At 69.3% G+C, this 26496-nt stretch carries 19 protein-coding genes and 2 pseudogenes; 14 read left to right on the top strand and 7 right to left on the bottom strand.

The genetic code is table 11. The features are described 5' to 3' along the window. Positions 1-106: 106 nt before the first annotated feature. The 6 genes from ACFYQA_RS30575 (at position 107) to ACFYQA_RS30550 (ending at position 8243) form a co-directional block, all read left to right on the top strand. A complete protein-coding gene (locus ACFYQA_RS30575; RefSeq protein ID WP_388924660.1) occupies positions 107-286 on the top strand; it encodes a hypothetical protein in 180 nt (59 codons plus the stop codon). A 448-nt stretch (positions 287-734) separates the two neighbouring features. Next, positions 735-2057 (top strand): 4-hydroxyphenylacetate 3-hydroxylase N-terminal domain-containing protein, encoded by a 1323-nt coding sequence (locus ACFYQA_RS30570; RefSeq protein WP_388924657.1) that lies wholly within the window; start codon positions 735-737, stop codon positions 2055-2057. A gap of 90 nt (positions 2058-2147) precedes the next feature. Further along, the gene (locus tag ACFYQA_RS30565) at positions 2148-2744 is read left to right on the top strand and encodes a flavin reductase family protein (RefSeq protein WP_388924654.1); all 597 of its coding nucleotides are present in this window, start codon (positions 2148-2150) and stop codon (positions 2742-2744) included. Then, on the top strand, positions 2741-3937 hold the full coding sequence (locus ACFYQA_RS30560) for an acyl-CoA dehydrogenase family protein (RefSeq protein WP_388924651.1): 1197 nt from the start codon (positions 2741-2743) through the stop codon (positions 3935-3937). Before ACFYQA_RS30565 ends, ACFYQA_RS30560 begins: the two co-directional genes overlap by 4 nt. A gap of 932 nt (positions 3938-4869) precedes the next feature. After that, complete coding sequence (locus ACFYQA_RS30555) at positions 4870-5658, top strand: ABC transporter ATP-binding protein (protein ID WP_388924647.1); 789 nt, start codon at positions 4870-4872, stop codon at positions 5656-5658. Then, positions 5655-8243, top strand: coding sequence for an ABC transporter permease (locus ACFYQA_RS30550; RefSeq protein ID WP_388924644.1), 2589 nt, complete (start codon positions 5655-5657; stop codon positions 8241-8243). The genes ACFYQA_RS30555 and ACFYQA_RS30550 overlap by 4 nt, the downstream gene beginning before the upstream one ends. 289 nt (positions 8244-8532) lie before the next feature. Here the strand turns inward: ACFYQA_RS30550 and ACFYQA_RS30545 are convergent, their stop codons facing one another. Beyond that, on the bottom strand, positions 8533-9057 hold the full coding sequence (locus ACFYQA_RS30545; RefSeq protein WP_388924641.1) for a hypothetical protein: 525 nt from the start codon (positions 9055-9057) through the stop codon (positions 8533-8535). A 204-nt stretch (positions 9058-9261) separates the two neighbouring features. Then, a complete protein-coding gene (locus ACFYQA_RS30540; RefSeq protein ID WP_388924638.1) occupies positions 9262-10053 on the bottom strand; it encodes a class I SAM-dependent methyltransferase in 792 nt (263 codons plus the stop codon). A gap of 226 nt (positions 10054-10279) precedes the next feature. On the opposite strand from ACFYQA_RS30540, the gene mfd reads away from it, so the two are divergent. Continuing rightward, positions 10280-13861 carry a transcription-repair coupling factor gene (gene mfd, locus ACFYQA_RS30535; protein WP_388924635.1) on the top strand — a complete coding sequence of 1194 codons (3582 nt, stop codon included), beginning with the start codon at positions 10280-10282 and terminating at the stop codon, positions 13859-13861. Positions 13862-14091: 230 nt separating this feature from the next. Here mfd and ACFYQA_RS30530 read toward each other — a convergent pair whose 3' ends face one another. Then, on the bottom strand, positions 14092-14301 hold the full coding sequence (locus ACFYQA_RS30530) for an antitoxin (protein ID WP_388924632.1): 210 nt from the start codon (positions 14299-14301) through the stop codon (positions 14092-14094). 162 nt (positions 14302-14463) lie between these two features. On the opposite strand from ACFYQA_RS30530, the gene ACFYQA_RS30525 reads away from it, so the two are divergent. From ACFYQA_RS30525 to ACFYQA_RS30510, 4 genes and pseudogenes are all read left to right on the top strand, one after another. Further along, on the top strand, positions 14464-14982 hold the full coding sequence (locus tag ACFYQA_RS30525) for a hypothetical protein (protein ID WP_388924629.1): 519 nt from the start codon (positions 14464-14466) through the stop codon (positions 14980-14982). Positions 14983-14992: 10 nt separating this feature from the next. Next, a pseudogene (locus tag ACFYQA_RS30520) lies at positions 14993-15577 on the top strand (HNH endonuclease family protein); the annotation flags it as partial. Positions 15578-15675: 98 nt separating this feature from the next. Further along, the gene (locus tag ACFYQA_RS30515; protein ID WP_388924626.1) at positions 15676-16467 is read left to right on the top strand and encodes an HNH endonuclease family protein; all 792 of its coding nucleotides are present in this window, start codon (positions 15676-15678) and stop codon (positions 16465-16467) included. Positions 16468-16520: 53 nt separating this feature from the next. Next, positions 16521-17252, top strand: a complete 732-nt coding sequence (locus tag ACFYQA_RS30510; protein WP_388924623.1) for a hypothetical protein — start codon at positions 16521-16523, stop codon at positions 17250-17252. Positions 17253-17285: 33 nt separating this feature from the next. Here ACFYQA_RS30510 and ACFYQA_RS30505 read toward each other — a convergent pair whose 3' ends face one another. The 4 genes from ACFYQA_RS30505 to ACFYQA_RS30490 are packed head-to-tail and all read right to left on the bottom strand — an operon-like array spanning position 17286 to position 23117. Then, the gene (locus ACFYQA_RS30505) at positions 17286-17777 is read right to left on the bottom strand and encodes a hypothetical protein (RefSeq protein WP_388924620.1); all 492 of its coding nucleotides are present in this window, start codon (positions 17775-17777) and stop codon (positions 17286-17288) included. Further along, positions 17774-19894 carry a hypothetical protein gene (locus tag ACFYQA_RS30500; protein ID WP_388924617.1) on the bottom strand — a complete coding sequence of 707 codons (2121 nt, stop codon included), beginning with the start codon at positions 19892-19894 and terminating at the stop codon, positions 17774-17776. The genes ACFYQA_RS30505 and ACFYQA_RS30500 overlap by 4 nt, the downstream gene beginning before the upstream one ends. A gap of 38 nt (positions 19895-19932) precedes the next feature. Continuing rightward, complete coding sequence (locus ACFYQA_RS30495) at positions 19933-21741, bottom strand: hypothetical protein (RefSeq protein WP_388924614.1); 1809 nt, start codon at positions 21739-21741, stop codon at positions 19933-19935. Continuing rightward, positions 21738-23117 carry a tyrosine-type recombinase/integrase gene (locus tag ACFYQA_RS30490; protein WP_388924611.1) on the bottom strand — a complete coding sequence of 460 codons (1380 nt, stop codon included), beginning with the start codon at positions 23115-23117 and terminating at the stop codon, positions 21738-21740. Before ACFYQA_RS30490 ends, ACFYQA_RS30495 begins: the two co-directional genes overlap by 4 nt. Before the next feature lie 191 nt (positions 23118-23308). On the opposite strand from ACFYQA_RS30490, the pseudogene ACFYQA_RS30485 reads away from it, so the two are divergent. The 3 genes and pseudogenes from ACFYQA_RS30485 to ACFYQA_RS30475 all read left to right on the top strand — a co-directional run. Further along, a pseudogene (locus ACFYQA_RS30485) lies at positions 23309-23509 on the top strand (DUF1524 domain-containing protein); the annotation flags it as partial. A 204-nt stretch (positions 23510-23713) separates the two neighbouring features. Then, positions 23714-24364 carry a hypothetical protein gene (locus ACFYQA_RS30480; RefSeq protein ID WP_388924608.1) on the top strand — a complete coding sequence of 217 codons (651 nt, stop codon included), beginning with the start codon at positions 23714-23716 and terminating at the stop codon, positions 24362-24364. 38 nt (positions 24365-24402) lie between these two features. Beyond that, the gene (locus ACFYQA_RS30475; RefSeq protein ID WP_388924666.1) at positions 24403-25899 is read left to right on the top strand and encodes a protein kinase; all 1497 of its coding nucleotides are present in this window, start codon (positions 24403-24405) and stop codon (positions 25897-25899) included. The last annotated feature ends 597 nt before the right edge of the window (positions 25900-26496 follow it).

The following is a 26496-nucleotide window of genomic DNA, read 5'->3' as shown; positions in this document are numbered from 1 at the left end:
GACCCGCAGCTCAACCGACCCCGGCACCCGCCGAGTCACCCGCACCATCGTGCTCCACCAGCTCACACCCCACACGGCTTAACTCATGGCCATTGGGGTTGCCCCTGTGACCGAGCGCATCGCGAGTAAGCGTGATGCGGTGACCCTCCTCGATCCCCCGCGATGGCTCAGGCCTATGCAGGCGACCCTCCTGTGGAAGCGCGAGGGTGAGATCACCCCGCTGATGGAGCGCTGGTTGCAGGCGACTCGAACTGTTGCCGCGCATCGGCGTGCGCTCGGCTCATGAGCAGAGCCGGTCGTGCGAGCCGTACCGGCCATACGGGAAACTATGCACCCCTCCGTGGAGTCATGAATGGAAAGGGAAAGGGAAATCGGGCTCGAGGGTCGGTGAACTTTGATGAATCGATGTGATGTGCGTCACTTTCAACAGGGTTTTCGCCTGGTCCCGGCACCCGCGTAGATTTTTTAAAGCCCAGGTCAGGCCGGATGTCCGAGTGGTGTTCCGGCCGACGGGCGTGTCGCCGGCCGACGCGCCCGAGCCCTGATGACTCCTTCTGGCTTCTCCGGCATCTCTTGCCCCGTGTCATAGCCCGTGTAAGTCTTCCCGGCAATTCGACGGCGTAGGCAGTTTCGGATCGATGAGGAAACCACCTCGAGTGATCGCTGTTCACGTATTGGCTGCACGGATCGATGGCTTTTCCCGGCTCCGTGTGTGACGAGAAGGGGTCCGGTCAATGATGACGGGAAACGCGAATCAGTCGGCAAGCAGCCCTGTCAACCGTGATCATCTCCCCTTTACCGGAGATGAATATCTCGAGAGCCTCAATGACGGCCGCGAGGTCTGGATCTACGGGGAGCGGGTGGAGAACATTGCCGAGCACCCCGCCTTCCGTAACTCCGCCCGCATGATCGCTCGCATGTACGACGCCCTGCACGACCCGGCGCGCAAGGGCATCCTCACCGCGCCCACCGAGGGGGGAGGCTTCACCCACCGCTTCTACCAGGCGCCCAAGAGCGTCGAGGAGCAGGTGGCCTCCCGCGACGCCATCGCCGAGTGGCAGAAGATCGCCTGGGGCTGGATGGGCCGCTCCCCCGACTACAAGGGCTGTTTCCTCGGCACCCTCGGCGCCAACGCCGAGTTCTACCGGGGGTTCGAGGACAACGCGCGCAACTGGTACCGCAAGGCCCAGGAGAAGACGTGGTACATCAACCACGCGATCATGAACCCCCCGGTGGACCGCGGTATGGGCGCGGACGCGGGCAAGGACGTCTTCATCCGGGTCACCAAGGAGACCGACGCCGGCTTCTACGTCAAGGGCGCCAAGGTGGTCGCCACCGGATCGGCCCTGACGCACTACACGTTCGTCGGTCACGTGGGCCAGGTCGCCGTGCAGGACCCGGCCTTCTCGCCGGTGTTCATCGGCGGCATGCCCGAGGTCATCGACCACCTCATGGCCAACGACGCCGGCCTGAGCGAGGAAGCGGCCGGCGCCGCGGGCAGCACGTACGTCATGGAGAACACGGGTGCCTTCTTCGTCATCTTCGCCGGCTGGATGGGCTTCATCACCATCTACGCCGCCCAGGCGAAGGCACAGGCCATCAACGCCTACTCGGGCTCGCTGTCGCTGGTCAACCTGATCGACTCCCTGACCGGGTGGAAGCCTGGCCGGGCGGCGATGGTGGTGATCGGAAACGTCATCGCCCTGGTGATGATCGCCGCCGGCATCCTGGAGCAGTTCGCCGCCTACCTGGCGTACCTGGGCTCCATGACGCTCGGCATGTGCGGCGTGATGATCGCGGACTACTACCTGGTGCGGCGCGCGCGGTACGACCGGGCCACCCACCGGGTGGAGAAGTGGAACTGGGCCGGCGTCATCACGCTGGTGCTGTCCGCCGCCGTCGGCACGGTCCTGATGGCCACCGACGTCTTCGCCCTCGGCTTCCTGGTGTCGTTCGTGCTGGCCCTGGCCGCCTACCCGGTCCTGCGGAGCCTGCTGCCCGAAGGCACCGGCACCACGTTCGTCGCGGGTGAGGAAGCCGTCGAAGAGGCCGTCTGACCCCCGCCGGCGGCCACGGCCCCACGGCACGTGGCCGCCGGCCCACCCCGGCCCGCAGGGGCCGAACCCACGATTTCCAGGAGGTTCGGGATGACCGACATCATGTGGGACTCCGAGATCTATGAGAAGGCCGCCGACGCGAAGACCCTCGCGTCGAGCGTCGCGGTCCCCTCGCTCGCCGATCCCCGCCTGCTTCGCAACACCCTGGGCAACTTCGCCACGGGCGTCGTCGTGCTCACGTACCAGTCCGGCGACAGCTACTACGGCGTCACCGTGAACTCCTTCACCTCGGTGTCCCTGGATCCGCCGCTGCTGCTGGTCTCGATGCAGCGGAACTCGCGGGCCCTGACCTATCTGCTCGAGCGGCCCTTCGCGGTCAACGTGCTCGGCGACAACCAGCTCGGCACCGCCCTCCACTTCGCGGGCAAGCCGCAGGACGCCCACCTCATCGAGTGGGTCGACGACGACAACGCGCCGCGGATCAACGGTTCGCTGGCGTACTTCCAGTGCACTCCGTGGGCGGGTTACGACGGCGGGGACCACGTCCTGGTCCTCGGGCGCGTGATGTCCTACGGCCAGCAGGACGACACCAACCCCCTGCTCTTCTACCGCGGTCAGTGGAGCGCCCTGGCCCAGGAGAGCGAGACCGCCGGCGGCGGTGCGCGGTCGGAGAGGAGCCGGTCATGACGGTCCAGACCCAGGTGAACGAGGACTTCTCCGGGCTGCTGAAGCAACTGGACGCGATCTACACCCTGTTGCAGAGCGAGGCCGCGGACGGCGAGCGCCTGCGGCGTCCGACTCCGGTGGTGCAGGACGCGCTCCGCGACAGCGGAGTCTTCAAGCTGATGGTGCCGGCCGAACTCGGCGGCATGGAGGCGTCTCCCCTGCAGATCCTGCAGGTGATGGAGAAGCTGTCGCACGCCGACTCCTCGCTGGGGTGGCTGGTGCGCGCCGTGGCGAGCGAGACGGCGGCCGCGGCCGCGTACCTGGGCGACGAGGCGGTGACCGAACTCTTCACCAAGGACATGTTCCCCCTGGTGGCGGGGCAGTCCACGTCGTTCACCGGCCAGGCCGTACGGGAGGACGGCGGCTACCGGGTGAGCGGGGCCTGGCAGTTCGCGGCCGGGGTGTCCATGGCCACGCACCTCAATCTCGCGGTGACGGTCCAGGGGACGGGAGAGAGGCTGGTCTGCCTGGTTCCCCGCGCCGCCCTGCGGATCAGCGACAACTGGGACATGCTCGGGCTGCGGGCGACCGCGAGCCTCGACTACCGGGCCGAGGACCTGCTGATCAAGGACACCTACGTCTTCCGCCCCGGCCCGGAGCACGCCCGGCGGGGCCGTTCCCTGCAGGGCCTGAGTCCTGCTCTGCTGGCCGGCCTGCACCAGGCGGCCTGGTCGCAGGGGGTCGGGCGGCGCATGCTCGACGAACTGCGTGAGCTGACGCAGCGCAAGGACCCCGCAGCGGGGTCCCCGGTCACCAGTGACGAGTTCTTCGCGGAGTACGCACGGCACTTCTCGCACGTCCGGGGCACCATGGCGCTGCTGCGCGAGACCTGGCGCGACAACGAGTCGACGCTCGCGGCCCAGGCCCCGCTCGACGACGAGCAGGAGACGATGTCGCGGCTCGCCTGCAGCCTCGCCACCCGGACCGCGCTGGAGATCAGTCAGCTGGTGCATCGCTTCGCGGGTGCTCAGGTCATGCGGGACGGCGTGTTGCAGCGCTTCTTCCGCGACAGCCATGCCGGAAGCCAGCACCGGGGCTCCTCGCACATCGTCACGCAGAAGTGCGGCCGGATTCTGTCGGGCACTCTGCCCGTCGGATCGCACTGGGGGTTCTTCGATCTCGTCGTTCCCGAGCAGACCGCCGTCGGCGCCTGAAGCGGTATCCGACCGCGACCCCGGCGTACCCCCCGCTCTTCGCGAAGCTCGCCGACACCTTGACCGGCCCCGTCGACGCGGCCGCGGCCGCGTCAACGTACGTGTACGTGTCCATCATGCTGCCGCTCCGTCCCGGAGACCCATCCTGACCGGCACCCCCAAAAGGAGTGGGGAGGGCTCGCATCCCGCAGTGGTATCCGAAGCCCTGGACCTGGTCGAGGTGGCCATCGACGGTATCGGCGCGGTGTCGACGCCGGTCGGCTGAGCGCTGTGCCGGGGCGTCGTGCGAAGTCATTCCTTCGCACGGCGCCCCGGCATGCCGCGTTTCGCGGAGCGAGCCCGGTATGGCCCGGAGCTCTTCGCCGCTCTCCGCCACGACGTGCGGGGCCGCGTCGGTCATCCACCGGTGATACCGGCCTCCGACTGCCCGCCCTGCCCCCGCCCTGCCCCCGCCCGCCCCGTCGGCCGGGCAGGCGCCCGCAGCGGAGCCTTCACCGCTGCCCGCCGGGCCGACGGCACCACCCGCGCCGGCATCCCCGACTCACCCGGCCCGTACTTGACCCTGACGTGGCGTGAGGGTGGAGGCTGACCGGGACGTCGGGAGGAGACAACCCTGAGAAGGGCTCCGCCTATCGGTGGAGAGCCCCTAGGGGTACCTCCGTACTACGGCTCGGGGAGAGTTCGTACCGGCGGAGGACGAGACGGGGCGGGGGGCGTCCTTAATCTGGCTTTACGCCGCTGGGGGCGGCGGAACACACCATCGGGGGTGGGGTTTTCCCCAGGAGAAGACTGCGCCGGGCACCAGGGCGTTCGGCCCTCCCCGCCGCCAGACTGAATCACGTCGAACGAACGCGCACGAAGCGGCCACCGGACATGGAGGCGGTCGCGCGGGCACCGCTTTCCCATCTGCTGACCGACATAGGAGACTTACCGTGACATCGGCTGTAACCATTCCCCAGCACGAAGGAACTGGTGGGCGTACGGCCGTTGCCGCGCGGGCGCGGCAGGTCGTGAAGGCGTACGGGTCCGGTGAGACCCGCGTTGTCGCCCTGGACCACGTCGACGTGGACATCGCCCGCGGCCGGTTCACCGCGATCATGGGCCCGTCGGGGTCCGGCAAGTCCACGCTGATGCACTGCCTGGCCGGGCTCGACACCGTCACCAGCGGGCAGATCTACCTGGACGAGACCGAGATCACCGGGCTGAAGGACAAGAAGCTCACGCGGCTGCGCCGGGACCGGATCGGGTTCATCTTCCAGGCGTTCAACCTGCTGCCGACGCTGAACGCCATCGAGAACATCACGCTCCCCATGGACATCGCCGGCCGCAAGCCGGACCAGCCGTGGCTGGACCGGGTGGTGGAGACCGTCGGGCTCGCCGACCGGCTGAAGCACCGGCCCACCCAGCTCTCCGGCGGGCAGCAGCAACGCGTCGCCGTGGCGCGGGCGCTGGCGGCCCGGCCGGAGATCATCTTCGGTGACGAGCCGACCGGCAACCTCGACTCGCGCGCGGGCGCCGAGGTGCTCGGCTTCCTGCGCAGCTCGGTCGACGACCTGGGCCAGACCATCGTGATGGTCACGCACGACCCGGTCGCCGCCTCCTACGCGGACCGGGTGCTGTACCTCGCCGACGGACGCATCGTCGACGAGATGCACAAGCCGACGGCCGAGCAGGTCCTGGACCGTATGAAGGACTTCGACGCTCGGGGGCGTACGTCATGACCATCCTGAAGACCTCGATGCGCAACTTCCTCGCGCACAAGGGGCGGATGGCGCTGTCGGCGGTGGCGGTGCTGCTGTCGGTGGCGTTCGTGTGCGGGACGCTCGTGTTCACGGACACGATGTCCACGACGTTCGACAAGCTGTTCGCGGCCACGGCGTCGGACGTCACGGTCAGCGCCAAGGACGCCTCCGACGGCGGCGAGACCACCTCCGACAACGGCAAGCCGCCGACCGTACCGGCCTCCGTGCTCGCCGATGTGCGGGACGTGGAGGGCGTGAAGACGGCGGAGGGGGCGCTGCACTCCACCTCGCTGACCGTCGTCGACGGCGACAAGGAGAGCCTCTCACCCACCAGCGGCGGGCCGACCATCGTCGGCAACTGGACCGCCAACGACGCCCGCACCATGAAGATCACCTCCGGTGCGGAGCCCCAGGGCTCCGACCAGGTCCTCGTCGACTCCGACACCGCCGACAAGCACGGCCTGAAGCTCGGTGACGAGATCGGCGTGATCAGCGTGGTCGGCACGCACACCGCGAAGATCTCCGGCATCGCCGACTTCACCGTCACCAACCCCGGCGCCGCGATCTTCTTCCTGGACACGAAGACCGCCCAGCAGGCCCTGATCGGTGAGAGCGGCGTCTTCACCAACGTCAACGCCACGGCGGCCGACGGCGTCAGTGACGCGCAGCTGAAGAAGGACGTCCTGGCAGCCCTGGGCGGTGCCGGCGGCGACTACAAGGTGCTGACCGCGGAGGAGAGCGCGGAGGCCGGGCAGCAGGACGTCGAGGGCTTCATGAGCGTCATGAAGTACGCGATGCTCGGCTTCGCCGGGATCGCGTTCCTCGTCGGCATCTTCCTGATCATCAACACGTTCTCCATGCTGGTCGCCCAGCGCACCCGGGAGATCGGCCTGATGCGGGCCATCGGCTCCTCCCGCAAGCAGGTCAACCGCTCGGTGCTGATCGAGGCGCTGCTCCTCGGCGTCGTCGGTTCGGTGCTCGGGGTGGCCGCGGGTGTCGGGCTCGCGGTCGGGCTGATGAAGCTCATGGGCTCGATCGGCATGGAACTGTCCACGGACGACCTCACGGTCGCCTGGACGACTCCGGCGATCGGACTGCTCCTCGGTGTCGTGGTCACCGTCCTGGCCGCCTACCTGCCCGCGCGGCGGGCCGGGAAGATCTCCCCGATGGCCGCACTGCGCGACGCGGGCGCCCCCGCGGACGCGAGGGCCGGCTGGATCCGGGGTGGCATCGGCACGTTCCTGACCGCGGCCGGCGCGTTCGCGCTGTACCTCACCTCGGCGGCGGAAAAGGCCACGGAGGGCTCGATGTGGCTGGGCCTGGGTGTGGTGCTGTCGCTGGTCGGGTTCGTACTCATCGGCCCGCTGCTCGCGAGCGGTGTGGTCCGGGTACTGGGCGTCGTCGTGCTGCGGGTCTTCGGTCCCGTGGGGCGGATGGCCGAGCGCAACGCGCTGCGCAACCCGCGCCGCACCGGCGCCACCGGTGCCGCGCTGATGATCGGGCTGGCCCTGGTGGCATGCCTGTCGGTGGTCGGCTCGTCCATGGTGGCCTCCGCCACCGACGAGCTCGACAAAACCGTCGGCACGGACTTCATCATCCAGTCCGACAGCGGCCAACTGCTCACCCCGCAGGCGGTGAAGGCGGTGCAGGACACCCCCGAGCTGGAGCGCGTCACCGAGTACAAGTGGACCGAGGCGGACTTCACCACGCCCGACGGCAAGACGCTCGAGGACACGGCGATCACGGCGGCCGACCCGACGTACGCCACCGACCTGCGGGTCGAGACGGTGACGGGGAAGCTCTCCGACGCCTACCGGCCCGACTCGATGTCCGTCCACGAGAAGTTCGCCGAGGACCACGGCATCAGCCTCGGATCGACGATCGACATCGCGTTCAAGGACGGGTCGACCGGCAAGCTGACCGTCCGGGCGATCACCAGCAGCGACGCCGTGGTCGACGCGGGTGCGATGTACACGTCGATCGACACCCTCGCGAAGTACGTCCCGGCCGACCGGATGCCGCTGGACACGCTGCTCTTCGCCACGGCGAAGGAGGGGCAGCAGGACGCCGCGTACACGGCGCTGAAGGACTCGCTGCACGACTATCCGCAGTACACCGTGCGCGACCAGACCGACTACAAGGAAGCGCTCAAGGACCAGATCGGCCAGCTGCTGAACATGATCTACGGCCTGCTGGCCCTGGCGATCGTCGTCGCGATTCTCGGTGTGGTGAACACCCTGGCCCTGTCGGTGGTCGAGCGGACGAGGGAGATCGGCCTGATGCGGGCCATCGGCCTCTCCCGTCGCCAGCTGCGCCGCATGATCCGTCTGGAGTCGGTCGTCATCGCCCTCTTCGGTGCCCTGCTGGGTCTGGGGCTCGGCATGGGCTGGGGTGCCACCGCCCAGCAGCTCCTCGCGTTGGAGGGCCTGAAGGTCCTCGAGATCCCGTGGCCGACGATCATCGGTGTGTTCATCGGTTCGGCGTTCGTGGGGCTGTTCGCGGCGCTGGTCCCGGCGTTCCGGGCGGGCCGGATGAACGTCCTGAACGCGATCGCCACGGAGTAGCCGCGGTTCCGGGCGGCCGGCGGTGACTTCGCGCAGCCACCCGGCGAAGCGGCCGCGACCGGCCACCGCACACGGGGTTGCGGGGGAACGCCCGGCGCCGGGAAGCCCAGGAGGGCCACCGGCGCCGGGCGGCTTCGTGCGTGCGGGTGCCGGCGGCGGCCGCAGTCCCCGTGGCGGCGTCCGGCCCGGCCCCCGCCTGCCGGTCCTGCCGGTCCTGCCGGTCCCGCGGATCGGGCGGACCGGGCGGACCGGGCGGATCGGGCAGGCCGGTCCCGCAGGCCGGGCCTCTTCAAGGTCCCGGCCGGGCCGGGTCGTTCGCCGGGCACGCCTCATGCGCGGTGGCCGCCCCGTCCGTGCCGGCGGGAAAGTAGGCGGGGTTGAAGGTCTCCCGTACGAAGATCAGCGGTCCGCCCGCGTGGTACATCACGTACGTCTTGGACGCGCAGGTCCTGTCCGGTTCCTCGGGCCAGGCGGCGTGGCCGACATGCAGCAGGCGCCGCTCCAGTCGGCAGCCCCGGCCGGCCAGCGCGTACCCCAGGGGCTGCGGGGCCATCATCGCCGCGTCCACGTCCGCGTCGCGGCCGGCCACGGCGACCACGACGTTGGCGGAGACGGGCACCCCGCCGGGGGTGACCAGCCGGGTCCGGCGCAGCAGGCACGGCCGGCCCGCCTCAAGACCCAGTGCGCTCCGGGAGCCGGAGTCGTCGAGGGCATGCGCGGACAGCCGGGCGGTGTGGGTGATCCGGACGTGCAGGGGAGCCCTCGCCGCCGCTTCGAGGAGGACGGTCGTCAGGCCGTCGTTCGCCAGGAGCATGCGGGTGCAGGAAGAGGTGAACTCGGTGATGCGCCGGTCGAGTCCGGGCGAGGGGCCGGGGGGTGGAACGTAAGGAGGGACTGTGATCATCTGATACGGGGCTTGCTTTCACTGAATGCGGGAGGACTCGACACGGAGCGCAGGGCGGAGCGCAGGAGCGTGACGCAGAGGTGCGGCACATAGGTGTGGCGCAGGGGCGGGGGCCTACCGGTCGGCCGCGTGCGGTCTGTGTCCCCACGCGGTCAGCATCGCGATGAACATCTCCCGGGTCTCGGGCCGGCGCACGTGGGCGACGGCCTCGTCCATCGTGGCCTGGGAGATCCCGTCGGCCAGCAGATGGCTCTCGGACTGCTCGATGGTGTGCGCGACGAAGGTGGCGAACCCCGGGTTCATCCCGATGATCGGGTGGTGCGCGAGCAGACCGACCTTGGCCAGTCCCAGGTCCGTGAGGATCTGCGGATACCGGGAGGCGAAGTGGAGGTCGCTGCCGATCACGTTCGCCATCATGCGGAAGTGCCCCGTCATCACCTCGCGGTAGGCGGGATGGTGGTACTGCTCGGGGTGCAGTGAGACACCGTCGGTGAGCACCAGCAGCCCTCCCGGCCGCACCCAGGACAGCATGCGGGGCAGCAGCTCCTCCCGCTGCCGCAGGTGCATCATCAACAGCCTGGCGTGGACGAGGTCGAACTCGCCCGGAGGGAAGTCGGTGTGGTTGATGTCCGCGTGGACGACATCGAGGTGGGACCGCTTCCGTGCCAGGAACGTGATGTCGCGGTCGACCGCGGTGACCGGTCCGTGGATGGTCCGGCTCAGCCAGGTGCTGACCGTACCGGTCCCCGCTCCGACGTCGAGGCAGCGCCAGCCGGGTCCGACACCGAGGTCGTGCAGGGTTTGGAAGGAGACCGGGTCCAGGGCCCGGGTGAGTCCGTCCAGACGTGTCTGTTCGTTGTGGCGTGCCGATGAGAACAGCACGTCTCCGTAACTTTCTGTAGTCACGGTAGTATCAACGATCTACCGGCTGTAGCGACACGGGTGGTTCGAGGAGGGCTGTCCGTCGCCGTCCGCCGCCCGGGGCCGTGCTCCGTCCGCCGCCCATGCCGTCCGCCGTCCCCGGACGCCGCCCGGCGGGGCGCGGCGTCCGGGCGTCGTACGCTGGAGACCCCCGGCCCGCGGCGCGTGTCGGGCCTGTCGTGTTGCACACCTCCGGATGGAAGCGCCCCGAATGAGCCTGCACGGTCTGTTGGACGCCGTCGTCAAGGACACCGCCCTCGCGGAAGCGATCTCGGCGGCCGCCGACGGCAACCGCATGCACGTCGATCTGGTCGGTCCCTCCGCCGCCCGCCCGTTCGCGATCGCCGCCCTCGCCCGGGAGACCGGCCGTACGGTGCTGGCCGTGACGGCGACCGGCCGGGAGGCGGAGGACCTGGCGGCGGCCCTGCGCTCCATGCTTCCGCCGGAGGGGGTTGTGGAGTACCCGTCCTGGGAGACGCTGCCGCACGAGCGGCTCAGCCCCCGCAGCGACACCGTGGGACGCCGCCTGGCCGTGTTGCGCCGGCTGGCGCACCCCCGCGCGGACGACCCGGATACGGGCCCGGTGTCGGTCGTCGTCGCGCCCGTACGGTCCGTGCTCCAGCCGCAGGTCAAGGGCCTGGGCGAGCTGGAGCCGGTCGCGCTGCGGACCGGGGGGAGCGCCGACCTGAACGAGACCGTCGAGGCGCTCGCCGCCGCCGCGTACGCGCGTGTGGAACTGGTCGAGAAGCGTGGCGAGTTCGCCGTACGCGGCGGCATCCTCGACGTGTTCCCGCCCACCGAGGAACACCCCCTCCGGGTGGAGTTCTGGGGCGACGACGTCGAGGAGATCCGCTACTTCAAGGTCGCCGACCAGCGGTCCCTGGAGATCGCCGAGCACGGTCTGTGGGCCCCGCCTTGCCGGGAACTGCTGCTCACCGCGGACGTACGGGAGCGCGCGCGGGTGCTGGCCGAACAGCACCCGGAGCTGGGCGAGCTGCTCGGGAAGATCGCCGAGGGGATCGCGGTCGAGGGCATGGAGTCCCTCGCGCCGGTCCTGGTCGACGACATGGAACTGCTGCTCGACGTCCTGCCCGAGGGCAGCATGGGCGTGGTGTGCGACCCGGAGCGGGTGCGGACCCGTGCGGCGGACCTGGTCGCGACCTCGCAGGAGTTCCTGCAGGCGTCCTGGGCGGTCACCGCCCAGGGCGGCGAGGCACCCATCGACGTCGGCGCGGCCTCCCTGCGGTCCCTCGTGGACGTCCGTGAGCGGGCCCGCGAGCTGGGGACGATGTGGTGGTCGGTGTCGCCGTTCGCCGCCGACGAGACGTTCGCGTCCGACGACGCCGGGGCGGGGGGGTCGGACACCCTCACCCTCGGCATGCACGCCCCGGAGAGCTACCGGGGCGACACCGCGCGGGCGCTCGCCGACACCAAGGGCTGGCTCGCCGACGGCTGGCGCACGGTGTTCGTCACCGAGGGCCACGGCCCGGCGGCCCGCACCGTGGAGGTGCTCGGCGGCGAGGGCATCCCGGCCCGCCTGGCCGGGGCCGAGGGGAAGGCGGGGACGGGCGACCTCGGTGAGATCGCCCCGTCTCTCGTGCACGTCGCCTGCGGCTGCATCGACCACGGCTTCGTCGACCCCGTGCTCCGGCTCGTGGTGCTCACCGAGACCGACCTGACCGGCCAGAAGGCATCCGGCCGCGAGGGCGCCCGGATGCCGGCCCGGCGCCGCAAGACCATCGACCCGCTCACCCTGGAGCCGGGCGACTACATCGTCCACGAGCAGCACGGCGTCGGCCGCTACATCGAGATGGTCCAGCGCACGGTGCAGGGCGCGACCCGCGAGTACCTGGTGGTGGAGTACGCCCCCGCCAAGCGCGGCCAGCCCGGCGACCGCCTCTACATCCCCACCGACCAGCTGGAGCAGATCACCAAGTACGTCGGCGGTGAGGCACCCACCCTGCACCGGCTCGGCGGCGCCGACTGGACCAAGACGAAGGCCCGCGCCAAGAAGGCCGTCAAGGAGATCGCCGCCGACCTGATCAAGCTGTACAGCGCGCGCATGGCGGCCCCCGGGCACGCCTTCGGCGGCGACACGCCCTGGCAGCGCGAGCTGGAGGACGCCTTCCCGTACGTGGAGACGCCCGACCAGCTCACCACCATCGCCGAGGTCAAGGAGGACATGGAGAAGACGGTCCCCATGGACCGGCTGATCTGCGGCGACGTCGGTTACGGCAAGACGGAGATCGCGGTGCGGGCCGCGTTCAAGGCCGTCCAGGACGGCAAGCAGGTCGCCGTCCTCGTCCCCACGACGCTGCTGGTGCAGCAGCACTTCGGCACGTTCGGCGACCGGTACGCGCAGTTCCCGGTGAACGTGCGGGCGCTGTCCCGTTTCCAGACCGACACGGAGGCCAAGGCGGTCCTGGAGGGGCTGAGGGAGGGCTCGGTGGACGTCGTCATCGGCACCCACCGGCTGTTCTCCTCGGAGACCACATTCAAGGACCTGGGTCTGGTCATCGTCGACGAGGAGCAGCGGTTCGGCGTCGAGCACAAGGAGCAGCTGAAGAAGCTGCGCGCCAACGTCGACGTGCTGACCATGTCCGCCACCCCGATCCCGCGCACCCTGGAGATGGCGGTCACCGGCATCCGCGAGATGTCGACGATCACCACGCCGCCGGAGGAGCGCCACCCGGTGCTCACCTTCGTCGGTCCGTACGACCAGAGGCAGATCGGTGCGGCCGTCCGCCGTGAACTGCTGCGTGAGGGACAGGTCTTCTACATCCACAACCGGGTCGAGTCGATCGACCGCGCGGCGGCCCGGCTGCGCGAGATCGTGCCCGAGGCGCGCATCGCGACCGCCCACGGGCAGATGTCGGAGTCGGCGCTGGAGCAGGTCGTCGTCGACTTCTGGGAGAAGAAGTTCGACGTGCTGGTGTCGACGACGATCGTCGAGTCCGGCATCGACATCTCCAACGCCAACACCCTGATCGTGGAACGCGGCGACAACTTCGGCCTGAGCCAGCTGCACCAGTTGCGCGGCCGGGTCGGCCGCGGCCGGGAGCGCGGTTACGCGTACTTCCTGTACCCGCCGGAGAAGCCGCTGACGGAGACCGCGCACGAGCGGCTCGCGACGATCGCCCAGCACACCGAGATGGGTGCGGGCATGTACGTGGCGATGAAGGACCTGGAGATCCGCGGCGCCGGAAACCTGCTCGGCGGCGAGCAGTCGGGCCACATCGCGGGCGTCGGCTTCGACCTGTACATCCGGATGGTCGGCGAGGCCGTCGCGGACTACCGGCGCCAGCTGGAGACCGGTGAGCTCCAGGAGGAGCCGCCGCTCGAGGTCAGGATCGAGCTGCCCGTCGACGCGCACGTCCCGCACGACTACGCGCCCGGCGAGCGGCTGCGGCTCCAGGCGTACCGTGCGATCGCCGCCGCCGACAAGGAGGAGGACGTCAAGGCGGTGCGCGAGGAACTCGTCGACCGCTACGGCAAGTTGCCTGAACCGGTGGAGAACCTGCTTCTGGTGGCGGGGCTGCGGATGCTCGCCCGCGCGTGCGGTGTCGGCGAGATCGTCCTGCAGGGCAACAACATCCGGTTCGCGCCGGTGGAGTTGCGCGAGTCCCAGGAACTGCGCCTCAAGCGGCTCTATCCCGGCACGGTCATCAAGCCGACCGCGCACCAGGTGCTGGTGCCCCGCCCGAAGACCGCGAAGGTGGGCGGGAAGCCGCTGGTCGGCCGGGAGCTGCTGGCGTGGGTCGGGGAGTTCCTGACGTCGATCCTGGGGTCGTGATCCGGCAGGTCCTGCCGTGCCCGGGGCTGCCCGGATGCGCGAAACCGCCCACGGGGAGGGGAGTCCGTGGGCGGTTCCCGGCTTGGAGTCACGTCGGGTCGTGGTGACGTACGGTGCGGCGGCGCCGTCGTGCGGGCTCCCCGGCTCCCTCGCGGGGCCGGGCCGCACACGACGGATCGTCCGGGTTTCCCGGTGTGTTCCGGTCCGGCGGCCGGGCGAGGGCCCGGGGGCTACGCCTGACCAGGGCGGTCCTGGCCCCGGTCCCGGTCCTGGTCCCGCTTCATGCCGAGCCGCTCCTCGGCCTGCCGCTGCCCGGCGTCGATCTGGTCCTCGTACTTGCCGCCGGTCCTCTCGTTGATCTTCTTCTCCGCGGCGTCGGAGGCCTTCTTCGCCTTGTCCTGTGCCGCGCGGCTGCTCTTGAACTTGTCGAAGATGCCCATCCGGAGCTCCTTCCCGGGTGACTCAGCACCGACCCTACGCGGAACGCGCGACGAATGCCCCTTTTGTGCTGATGTGGTCTGGACCTCTCGCTGGCTACCGTGGAGACAGTGAGATCCCGGCCGCTCGAGGACGGGTGCAAGGTGCAAGGAAAAGGGGGCGCCGTGAGGCGGCACTCGACAACTTTCCCGGCGGGCGTGCGGCGGGGCGGAGCGGGACGTGCGGGGGCGGCCGGCGGGCGGGTGCGCCGCGAGGGCGCGCCCGGGGTCCTGCGCCGTACCGGCCTCGCGGCCCCGGCGCTGGCCGCCGCCGTGCTGCTCCTCGCCGGCTGCGAGGCCCTCGAGGAGGGCGGTTCTCCCGGCGCGGGCGACGGCACGGCACAGGTCCCGGACGGACGGGTCGTCAGCCCCCTGGAGAACCCGAAGGGCATCGAACCGGGCCTCGCCCCGCTGACCGGGGAGGCGGACCGGACCACCGGACGCGAACTCATCGAGACGGTGAAGACCAAGGGGCGCGGACCGAGGACCGGATACGACCGCGACGAGTTCGGCTATGCCTGGAAGGACACGGCCGACGGCGTCCCCTTCGCGAGGAACGGGTGTGACACGCGGATTATCTCTATGGTTCGCGCTGTAATGGGGCTGTTCTCGCAGCGTATGCAGGGTGTGATCAGCTGTGCATAGTGAGAGGCACATGAGTCACGGGCCCCTGCGGACTCGCGGGAAGAATGCTGTGCTTTCGGCCGTCGTCGTCGCCGCGTTCGTCGCAGGCTGTGATGGCCTGGAGCCGGGAGGAAATTCCGCAGGATCCCGACCGGACGCAGCCGCCGGCCAGGCGGTGAGCCCGCTGACGAATCCCGACGGGACGAAGCCGGGGCTCGCCGCGCTCACGTCGGAAGCGGACAAGGCCAAAGCGCGCAAGCTCATCCAGGGGCTCACCACAAAAGGTCGTGGACCGAAGACGGGCTACGAGCGGGATGAGTTCGGCTACGCGTGGATGGACACGGCGGACGGGGTGCCGCTGGCCAGGAATGGTTGTGACACGCGGAACGACTTGTTGAAACTCCATGGGAGGCACGTGCAGTTCCGTTCAGGTTCCGACTGCGTGGTCGTCGCGATGGACCTGTACGACCCGTACACCGGTAAGGACATCGCCTGGAAGAAGGCGAAGGCCACAGAGGTGCAGATAGACCACGTGGTCCCGCTGTCCTACAGCTGGCAGATGGGCGCCGCCCGATGGCCGGAGAGCAAGCGCAAGCAACTGGCCAACGACCTTATGTTGGCGGCTTAGGTGTCTTACGGTGATGTGTCTCAGGGGCAAGGTGGCCGAGTGCCTGGGCGGTGTCTCACGCGAGGCGGCCTCTCGCCGGATGGCCGATGAAGGGGACGGAAGTGACGGGACATAAGGGCCGGGCTGCTCGTGGGCGTGCCGTCGGTGCCGTACTGACTCTCGGGGTGGCCCTGGCGGGCTGCACGGGAAGCGGCCTGCCTGACGGGGACGGCCCATCGGGCGAGGGCACGTCGATCTCTGGCGAGCAGGGAACCAGCCCGTTGGCCAACCTTGACGGAACGAAGCCGGGCCTGGCCGCGATCTCCTCCGATGAGGACAAGGCGGCGGCGTATGAGCTGATCTCCAAGGTGTCCACCAAGGGGCGGGGGCCGAAGACGGGGTACGCCCGTGACGAGTTCGGCTACGCCTGGATGGACACAGCGGATGGCGTGCCGCTGGCACGGAATGGCTGTGACACGCGGAACGACTTGCTGAAACTCAATGGCCAGGAGGTCAGGTTCCGTACCGGTTCGGACTGCGTGGTCGTGTCGATGAACCTGTACGACCCGTACACGGGCAAGGACATCGCCTGGAAGAAGTCGAAAGCCACCGAGGTGCAGATAGACCACGTGGTGCCGCTGTCGTACGCCTGGCAGATGGGTGCTGCACGCTGGGACAAGGCGAAGCGGCAGCGCTTCGCCAACGATGTGCTGAATCTTTTGCCAGTCTCAGGCTCCACGAACTCCGCCAAACGGGACTCGGGACCGGCGTCCTGGCTGCCGCCCAACAAGACGATTCGCTGCTCGTACTCGGTGCGGTTTGCGCAGGTGGCGGAGAAATACGAGCTTTCGGTGACGTCGGCGGACAGGCGAGCGATGATGGATCAGTGCAGCGGGTGAAGCGAGGATCATGACGCGGCCCGGCGCGGGGGAGTTGAGTACTGGAGGGGTTCGTGACAGAGACCGAGTTCGACTACGCGACGGCCATCTCGTATGCGCGGAAACACCTGGCTTCCCTCGGAGTCACTCCCGAGGCGGGCAACCTCGCCAACGCGGCTGCGGTCGGTATCACCCAGCTGGTCTGGCGTAACGGCCCCATCGAAGACGCCCACGCGGGGGCGCGGGGGCGTCGCAACGGTCTGCATGACGGCGTCATGTTCGCGCGGAACACATGGGTCTATCACCAGGCACTTGAAGCCGTGAGGAGCGATGCGAGTTATGCGCTCCTGCAATTCGAGAGGCTCATCCTCGATCGTGAACTCATCTGGCCGGGAACGTCCGGCACACTGACACAGTTCGGATTCGGCGCGCTGGGTGAGATCAAGAAGCATGCAAAGCAACGTGTCAACTACCTCATGTTCCTGGAGGAGAAGTTCTCGTCCGAGGAGTTCATGCTCCTGGCGGCGGTATCGAGCATGGGTGGGTCCGACCACTTCGGGATGCCTGCATGGGAGCCTCGTGCACGTGCCGCGATCGACCGTATTCGAGGGGCGGACCCCGACTTCGTGGAGCGTCTCAATTCTGTCTATGAGATGGACTTCTCCGAGTTCATGGAGAAGGCTCCCGCCATCGTCCATGACGACTTGCCCGAGGTTGAGCGGGCGCTCCTCTGGGCTCCGTACGACTTGGGTGCCGACGTGCTGGACTGGTTCGCCTGGAACCCAGTGCTCGAACGCCTCCCGTGAGTGGTGGAAAGTCGGTTGTGGAGCCGTGGAGCTTCACCGGAGAGGCGTCACTGTGCTGTGATGCTGCTCCGACAGCGCTTGGCGCAGTTGGCGCGCGTCCGACTCCAGCTCGGCGTTGCGGAGCGTGAGGATCTGGATCTGGTTCGCGTACGCCGCGAGGGTCGATCGCAGCTCCCGGATCTCGGTGGCCTTGTCGCTGTGGAGTTCCCGCATGGTCTTCTTCAGCTGGGCGATCTCCTGCCTGAGTTCGTCGGCCTCGGGCCGCTTGGCCTGCGGGGCGCCGAGGACTTCCTTGATCGCCGCCGAGACCGGTGAGCGGTAGTACGAGGCCCGGGAGACACCAGCCTCGGCGCAGATGTTCACCGCCGAGGTCCGGCCGTCGGTGATCTCGGGTCGGCCGAGCATGAGCTGCTCGAAGGCGCGCATGATCCTGCGGTCGATGTCGGTCGGGCCGGGGTTCTCCCGGGCGAGGCGCGCGAAGGCGGTGCGGGCGGCTCGGAGGGTCTCGTCCGTGGAGTCGGTCATCGTCGGGTGTCCTCGTGGTCGATCTCGGCGATCAGGTGGGTGAGTGTGGCCAGGTGTTCGGTGATGGCGAGCTGCTGGAGCTGCGGAAGGCCAGTGGCCTCACCGAGTTCGGCCTGGGCCATGTCACGTGCTCGCTTCAGGCGGGGCATGTGGACGGCGGTGCGGCGTGAGTTGGGGCAGCGCATGCACATGCCGAGCATGGGGACAGGACGCCCCAGGGGCTTGGCGCGCTTGCGGCAGACGGCAGTCTCAGCTTGGTAGAAGCAGTCGTTGAGGACACCGGGGTGCAGGGTCTTCGTCAGGTGGTGCAGCAGCGTCCGCAGCCGGGAGGGGCTCGCTACTGCGCCTGGCAGGTCGCCGAGTTCGCTGCGGATGCGGTCGAACTCGGCCTCGATCCGCTGGGCGGCGCCGCCTGCGGAGCGCCCGCCCTCGTTCCAGTCGTGGTAGAGGTCCTCGACGTAGTCGAGCTTGGCGACGGCTTCCTCTGCGGCGACCTCGTCCGCGAAGCCGGAGGCGGAGGTTCCCGCGTATCCCTCGAACATGGTGATTGCCGCGTGCTTGTACTGGCGGGCACCTGCGACCACGCCGAACGGCTGGTGGGCGATGTGCCAGGCGAGGGTCCGGCGGAACTGCCGGGTGTCGAAGCCCCAAGGAAGGGCGGTGGACTCCGCCCCGTCTTCAGTGCCGCCCTGGGATGCCTCCTCCAGGGGCGGGACATTCCCCACCGGGAACATGTCAGGCACCGGCACATAGAGACCGTCCTGAGTGCTGAACAACTCGTTGAGGTGGTCCCGGAAGGCCCTGATGCGCCGGGGCATGTTGCTCAGCAGGACATGGCCGTTGCGCCCACCACCGTCGTAGCCGAAGAGATGGCTGGGATCATCGTTGATCTCCCGCAGTACGGCAACGGCCCGGTGCACAATATCCAGGACCACCCACTCGGCTTCCTCCCCACCGAGCCTGCGTCCCTTGCCCTTGTAGACCCTGCCGCGGATCTTGTACCGGGGCCGTCCGTCGGCTCCGAACTCGGTGACCGCACAGTCACGGCCCAGCTCACGCACTTCCGCGTCGCGCATCCCCGACAGGTAGGCGATGACGATCCAGCACGCGGTGCGCAGGAACGACAGCTCGTTGGCCAGGGTGAAGGGACTGAGCCGGGATCGCCACGGCCGACCCGAGCCCGGCCACGTCGACATCGGCGTGTCCAGGCCGCCCTCCTCGTATCCGAGGCTCTCTCCGGCTTCGGCCGTCAGCACGCGCAGGTGTACGGCCTTCCCGCAGCCGGCGAGCAGGGAGACGAGGCTGTGGTTGGGGCTCTGCAGCACTCCGTCGACGGCGAGAGCGTCGGGCACGGTGTGGGCGACCGCAAGAGGAACCGCGGGGATGCCCCGGCCGGCGGCTCGACGCCTGGCGATGAAGGCCAGTACTCGCTCGCGTGCCTGGCCATGGCCGAGGTTTTGGCCCCTGCGCGCTGCTTCGAGTGCAGCGATCTCTCCCTGAGTGGCGAGAATGTCACCGCTCGCCGTCTCCACATAGAAGATCGCAGCCCGCAGCAGAGGCGCGAGGACCTCCTCGGGGATGCGGGGCGTGATGTTCTCGCCCTTGACCCGCTGCACGCCGGCGACGCCGTAGGCACTGCGGCCGTTCCAGGGGAGGAGACTCAGCCGGTCTTCGGACAGGAACGGCCCGTGCGCCGACAGGTGCTTGAGGAGGGTGATATGACGAGTGGCAGTGTGCGGGCTGCTCTTCCACTTCTTCAGCACGGTGTCCAGGTGGGTGCGGTTCACGTCGGACAACCGCGGGGCACCCGCCTCCCGTAGATCCCTGACGACGGTGGCGAAGGTGCGGAGCTCTCCGGCCGCCGCCGTGGCCTTGAGCGGACCCAGCCCCAGCGAGCCCCGGTGGAGGCGGGAAGCGACGTACTCCTTCGCTGTGCGTCGCGTCACCGGATCGCTGACCTTTGTGAAGTCGAGCCGCCAGGTCCGCCAGGTACGGGGAAGCACACACCGCAGGTCCCAGATGTCGTCGGTGAGGAGCGGGCCCCGGCTCGGCAGGCCGACCGTGAGCCGCTTCGGCAGTACGAACTTCTCGGCTTCCTCGGACTTCTCGGACGGCAACGGGCCTGATTGCTCCGCCCTGGGCCTCGGGACGGCAGTCATGCGATGACCTCCAGGAACGACGCGGGCAGGAGCAATCGGTTGCCGTCGGCCTCGGCGATGGTCTGGGCCGTGGTGATCTGGCGGGTATTGAAGCGGGCCCGGACACCGTGGACGACGCGGTCCCACGCGAGCCCGAACCGCGCGCTCCACTCGGTGGCCGGGTACTCCTCGCGCTGCCGCTCCAGGAAGTCCAGGAAGGACAGCAGGCTGGGCAGATGGCGGCTGGTGAACACGGCATTCGGGCACTCCAGGCAGCCCCAGGCCGGGACCGGGCAGGCAGCACCCGGTTTGCGCGCGAACGGGGAGGCGAAGAAGTCGCGGCAGGAGGCGAGCCACACGTCCCGTTCGCCGGACAGCGCGGACTCGATCTCCTGATCGCTCAACTCGGACTCACCGTCGTCCAGGCGGTCGCCGTCGTCGGACAGCACCACCGGCGGAGCCAGAGCGGCACCGAGCGCCTGCGCGAGGCCGGCCTCCACCGCCTGCTCGTGTGTCTCGCTGTGGGCGTCGATGTCCGCGTAGTGCTTCGCCGCGACCGACCGGGTGTGGCCCGAGGCGAAGTCCTCCAGTGCTCCGCCGGCGCGCAGGTACTGCCGGGACTTGACGGTCTTGCGGACCCGGCGCAGATCGAGGGCGACCGGCAGGCCGCCGCGGTCGGTGAGGTTGTCGAGCCCGTGCCTGGCCATCCATTCCTGGGTGAAGGCCGACCATCCGTAGAGGCTGTCGAAGGGCGCGCGAGGCTGCCCGGCCGCGGTGACATCGCACCAGAGCGCATCGGTTCCGATCAGCTCGCGGGTCCGCTTCGTCAGACGCAGGGACAGTCGGATCACGCCACCGGGAAGGCGCAGGGAGCCGCCGTCGGCGACCCTGACCGTCTTGTGTGTGGCGCCCGCCGAGCGTCTCTTGACGTAGGCGACGCTCACGTAACCGCGTGCAGGGCTTGTCAGGCAGTCGGACCGCAACTGCCGGATGCACTCGGGTTCCATGCCCGTCTGGCAGGCCAGCAGCAGAAGGAAGGGCACCAGGTCCAGGGCAGTGAGGTGGAGGCGGCCGTTGAGTTCCTTCCTGCCGCCCAAAAGACGCAAGACCTTGTACGAGATGTCGTCAGCGGTCAGCGGGCCATGATTCAGGATGTGCCACAGCACGTTCTCCAGCCGGTCCCAGCCGTGTTGATGCGGGTCGCGGCCGGTGGCGGCGAGTCTCTCGCCTTCCAGAATCCGGTCGCGAATCCGGGCGACGTCATCCCGGGCTGCACTCTCCAGGGCATCGAGCACGGGGAACGGATACGCGTCGAGCGGCTTCGTCGCCCTGTTGGCCGATGCCGAGGTGTATCCCAGGCGGGCATGGAACGCGGCGTCGAAGGCGTCCGGGTGAGCCTCGTGGACCTGCTTCAGCAGCCGCACGAGGTACGTCATGGCGAGGTACGGCTCCTTGCTCGCCTCTTCGTACTGAGCGATCAGGTGCAGCTCGAAAGCGTCCAGGAGATCGGGCTCCAGGTCACCCAGACGCAGGTCAGCGGCGGAATCAGGGAGAGCCGCAGCGGTGAACTCGACGAACTCCCGGACCCGTTTGGCGACATAGCGGACGCTACTGCGCAAACGCAGAGTGCCGGGACTGCTGATGACCTCGGCCAGGGCGGTGGCGAGGGCTCGGGTGAGGCGCGGGCACGGGAGCCCGGACAGGTCGATATGTTCGGGGCTCCCGTGCAGATCCACGGTGAAGACGACCGGGCCGATCGACGGTACGGGGTCCGCTGCCGCAGGGGTGTCGACAGCGGAGGGAAAGCGGACGCGGCGCGGGCTCACCGCTCCTCCTCCACGTTCAGGCGGACCTGCTCGATGGCGGCGGCCTGTTCGTCCCAGTCGTCGAGAGCCGCCAACACGATCTCCTGGGCCTCGTCCAGCACGTCCAGATAGGTGTAGACCGTCGCCTCGTGACGGTGACCGAGCAGAAGCTGGAGCTTGCGCAGAGGATTGCCGATGAGCAGGCGCTTCACCTCGGCGTGCGTGAACCGTCGGTCCTCCTGCATGCCGAGCGCCCGGACGGTCTGCCGCAGCAGCAGGCCAAGCATGTGCACCGCGAAGGAATGCCGCAGGGTGTGCGGGTGGACGTCGAAGTCCAGCCCGAAGCCCGCACATCGCTCGTTCGCCCGCCGGAAGACCGACTGCCAGGTACCGCTCCGCAGCGGCAGACCGTTCTCGCCCAGCCACAGCCACAGGGGCCCAATCGCCGACCCCTGGCCGTCGACCTGCACGAGCCGCACCCGGTCCGTTGTACCGATCCGCGAGTACGACCAGGTGGTGCCGTCCTCGACCGCCAGCGCGTGGCGGTTCGCCCGGCGCACCGGCAACCGGTCCGTATACGCCTCGTACACGCCCTCGACACGCCGTCGCTGCACCAGTTCGTCACGCTCGATGGCGAGGTAGTGGTGCAGGTCGCGTACTACTCGGGGGCGTGCGTACACCGTCCGTGCCTTGTTGCGCTTCGCCACGGCGGCCGGGACGGTGATGTCGCCGACCACACGTCTGCCGGTGACCGGTGGCAGTTCCGCTGTCAGAAGGCCGGCAGCCTCGCCCAGACGCATGCCGGTGCAGATCAGGAGGTCGGCGAAGAGGGCATTGCGTTCGCCGTTGCGCCCCCGCCACCTGGAGTCCGGGGAGCCGTTCGGCAGCAGCCCCCTCAGGCCGACGTCCCGCCAGAGCATGAAGTCCTCGTGCGACAGGAACCGGATCGGTTGCTGGGGCACCTCGGGCTCGGCGTCGGCGTTGACCCGTACCCGCTTCGGCCCCTGAGGGGAGATCACGGTCTTGTCGATGTACCGGAACGGCTCGGCAGGCAGCAGTTCCTCGTACAGCGACCACTGCACCCACTTGTCGAGCGCCGCGATGGAACGGTTCCAGGTCGCCGCGGACACCTTGCCCGGACCGTCGCCGTGCAGCCGTACGGACTTGTACGCGCGAAGATCGGCGCCGTCCGTGTCCCAGATCGACTTGCCGCCGCGGGACTCGTGGAGGAAACGGCAGTAGAGCATGACGTCGGTGCTGTACGCGATCCGGCTGTTCTCCGCCCGCACGCCCCAGCTCTCCAGGTCGCGCAGGAAGCGGTTCAGGTCGCGGTCGTAGCTGCCGTCCGGGCCGAGGATGAAGGGCCTGCCCTCGTCAGCACCGGCTCGTCGGAGCACCGAATCTCCGTCGAAGGGGAGTGGATCGGCGGGGGACGTCCCGCCTGCCGTGGTCCTGTGCAGCAGCACCATCGCTTCCGAATCGGCGTCGGATTCTCCAGAGTCCGTCACACACACACCACCCTCTCCGTATGAGGCGAGCTGAACGCCTACATAACTGGAAGCTCGGTGAGACAGTTACGGGTGCCGACATAAACGACCCACTCAACCTCATCCCGGTCGACGGCAGCACCAACTCCTCCAAGAGCGACTCCGGGCCCGCGTCCTGGCTGCCGCCCAGCAAGCAGATCCGGTGCGCGTACGCGGTCCGCTTCGCCCAGGTCGCCGTCAAGTACGAGATGCCGGTGACCACCGCCGACAAGGAGATGATGCTGCGGCAGTGCGGCGGCTGACCGTCACCTCGTGCGGCCCCCGCGCCCTCCGCGCGGGGGAGCACGGGGGAGTGCGGGGCCGCCGGGACGACAACGGTTCGGTACACACCGGGACCGGTTGTCCCCGTCGGCCTATACGCTCGGACTCCCCACCGCGTTCTGCTCCGCGCAGACTCGCGGACCCGCACCACTCGTCCCATCGGCTACACCGGTCCAGGAGCAGTCATGTACGGCCACGGCGCGGCGCCGCCCCACCGCACCAAAGAAACGGTCATCTACCTGCGTGTGCTGATCGCTGCGGCCGGTTTCCTGTCGTGCGGACTGCTGGCCTGCGTGCCGCTGTTCCGGGTCGCGGTCCTGCGCCGACGCTTCTTCGACTGGCTGCTGGCCTGGGTGTGCATGCCCGTGTCCTTCGCCCTCCTGATGGTGATCGGTGAGCTGCCGGAGGAGGACCTCCGGACCGATGCCGCCTTTCTGGGGCTCCTGTTCCTGGGCGTCGCCACCGCCGGGTACTACCTGACCGTGGACGTCCGCCACCATCAACATCTGCGCCAGTACGGGGCGTACGGCCCGCAGCCGCCCCACGTCATGCCGATGCAGCCGCCGGGCGGCGCACCCGCCCCGTACGGCTACCCGCAGCCCACGTCGCCGTACGGGCACACGCCGGTGCCGCAGCCCCAGCCGCAGATGCCCCAGCCGCAGATGCCCCCGGCGCAGATGCCCCCGGCGCAGCCGCCGCAGCACCCCGGGCCCGCCCGTATCGACCAGGTGCGCGCCGAGCTCGACGAACTCAGCGACTATCTGCGCAGAAGCGACGGCGGCCAGGGCGGCGCCAACGACGGTCAGGACCGCGGCAACAGCGAAGGCGGCAGGTGAGCGTGACGGCGAAACGTGTCGTCGCCGGCCGCTACGAACTGTCCACGCTCATCGGGCAGGGCGGCATGGGGCAGGTCTGGACGGCCTACGACAAGCGGCTGGACCGGCGGGTCGCGGTGAAACTCCTGCGCCCGGACAAGGTGGCCGGCCAGGAGGCCGACGAGCTGCGCCGCCGCTTCGTGCGCGAGTGCCGTGTGACGGCCCAGGTCGACCATCCGGGCCTGGTCACCGTGCACGATGCGGGCAGCGAGGACGGCGACCTGTTCCTCGTCATGCAGTACGTCGACGGCGCCGACCTCGGCGACCACCTCGCCGAGCACTCTCCGTACCCGTGGCAGTGGGCGGTGTCGGTGGCCGCGCAGCTGTGTGCCGCGCTGAGCGCGGTGCACGCCGTGCCGATCGTCCACCGCGACCTCAAGCCGCGCAATGTGATGGTGAAGCAGGACGGCACGGTCACCGTGCTCGACCTGGGCGTCGCCTCCGTCATGGACAGTGACACCACGCGCCTGACGCACACCGGTTCGCCCATCGGCTCGCCCGCCTACATGGCCCCCGAGCAGGCGATGGGCGGCGTGGTCGGCCCGTACACGGACCTGTACGCGCTCGGTGTGCTGCTGCACGAACTGCTCAGCGGCGACGTGCCCTTCGCGGGCTCGACGGTGCTCGGTGTGCTGCACCGGCATCTCTACGAGGCACCGGTGCCGGTGCGTCAGGTCCGCCAGGAGGTCCCCGAGGCCCTGGAGGCGCTGGTGCTGCGCCTGCTCGCCAAGGACCCGCAGCACCGCCCCGCCTCCGCCCAGGAGGTCTACGAGCACCTGACACTGCTGCTGCCGTCGCGGGGCACGCCCACCGGGGCGTCCCTCGACCCCACGCGTCCCTTCCTGCGCCCGCACGCCCCCTGGCCGGACCGTGCGCGTACTCCCGCGCCCCAGCCCGCCCCCGCCGCACCGCCCGCGCCCGCCGCGGAGAAGGCCGACGTCGCCGCCGCCGTGGACGAGGTCAAACGGCTGCTCGGGGAGGGCCGCATCACCCAGGCCGTGGACATCCTCGGCGGCATCCTGCCCGCCGCCGCCGAACAGCACGGCGAACACTCCCCGGTCGTCCGTACCCTGCGCAAGCAGTACGCGGCCACCCTCCTGGACGACGGCCAGTACCGGCGCGCACTGCCCGAACTGCGGCGCCTCGCCGACGAACGCGCCGCCGAGGCGGGCCACGCCGACCCGCAGTCCCTGCGCCACCGCTATGAGGCCGCCCAGTGCCTGGAACAGCTGGGCCAGCCGACGGCGGCGCTCTCCGAGTACCGGACGCTGCTGCCGTACTACGAGAACCAGTACATGGCCGCGGGCGACCCGCAGCTCGCCCATGACGTCCGCCGCCGCATCGGCCACCTCCTGCTCGCCCTCGGCGACCGCCCCGCGGCCCACGAGACCCTGGCCCGGCTGCTGCACGACGTGGAGCGCTCCCAGGGACCCGGCCACCCGCTCGCCGGCGAGATCCGCCGGACACTGGGCTGGCTGGGACAGATGCGCGGATGACCTGATCACACCGGAGACAAGTCCCGGTCCCAGCTCGCTTGAGGCACCGGCGACGCCCCGGCCCGGCAGGCCACGGACGGCACCGGCGGCATCTGTGCCCGCAGGTCAGCGGCTGTTTCTGCGGCGGGACGGGCGGAGTCCTCTCCTTGGCTGTTCCAGGCAGAAGGACAGAGCCGGCGGCCATGCCTGCACCGCTTCCGGGGTCTGCCACCGGCAGAAGCCCACGAGCCGTCACATCCGCACCACATCAGGCGAAGCGCCCACCCCGAGACCCCTCGAAGAACCGGAGAAGGACTCGGTCGCACGCGGGCGGGTGACGTGAAGCAAATACCTCATGGCTGAAATGCGCCCTGCGCGATTTGTCAGATTTTGCGAAGCCTCATTCGAGCAGCGAAAGGCCGACTAGCCCCTGCTTCAGCGGCAATATCCGATCTTTACCTCGCGAATGAGCGAAGGGTGCACTGTGGTAAATGGTGAATTGGGGGACAGCTGGTCAGCCCTGGTGGGCGAGCGAGTTCCGGTCATTCTCAGGGGGGGGAGTGACAGGCCGTGGACCCCATGTGAAGATCCCTTGCTGATACAGAGCGTAATCACTCC

The organism is Streptomyces sp. NPDC005774 (assembly GCF_042871645.1).
GTDB classification, from domain to species: Bacteria; Actinomycetota; Actinomycetes; order Streptomycetales; family Streptomycetaceae; genus Streptomyces; species Streptomyces pratens.
The sequence above is the reverse complement of the archived record's forward strand: the minus strand, read 5'-3'. Positions and strand labels throughout refer to the sequence as shown.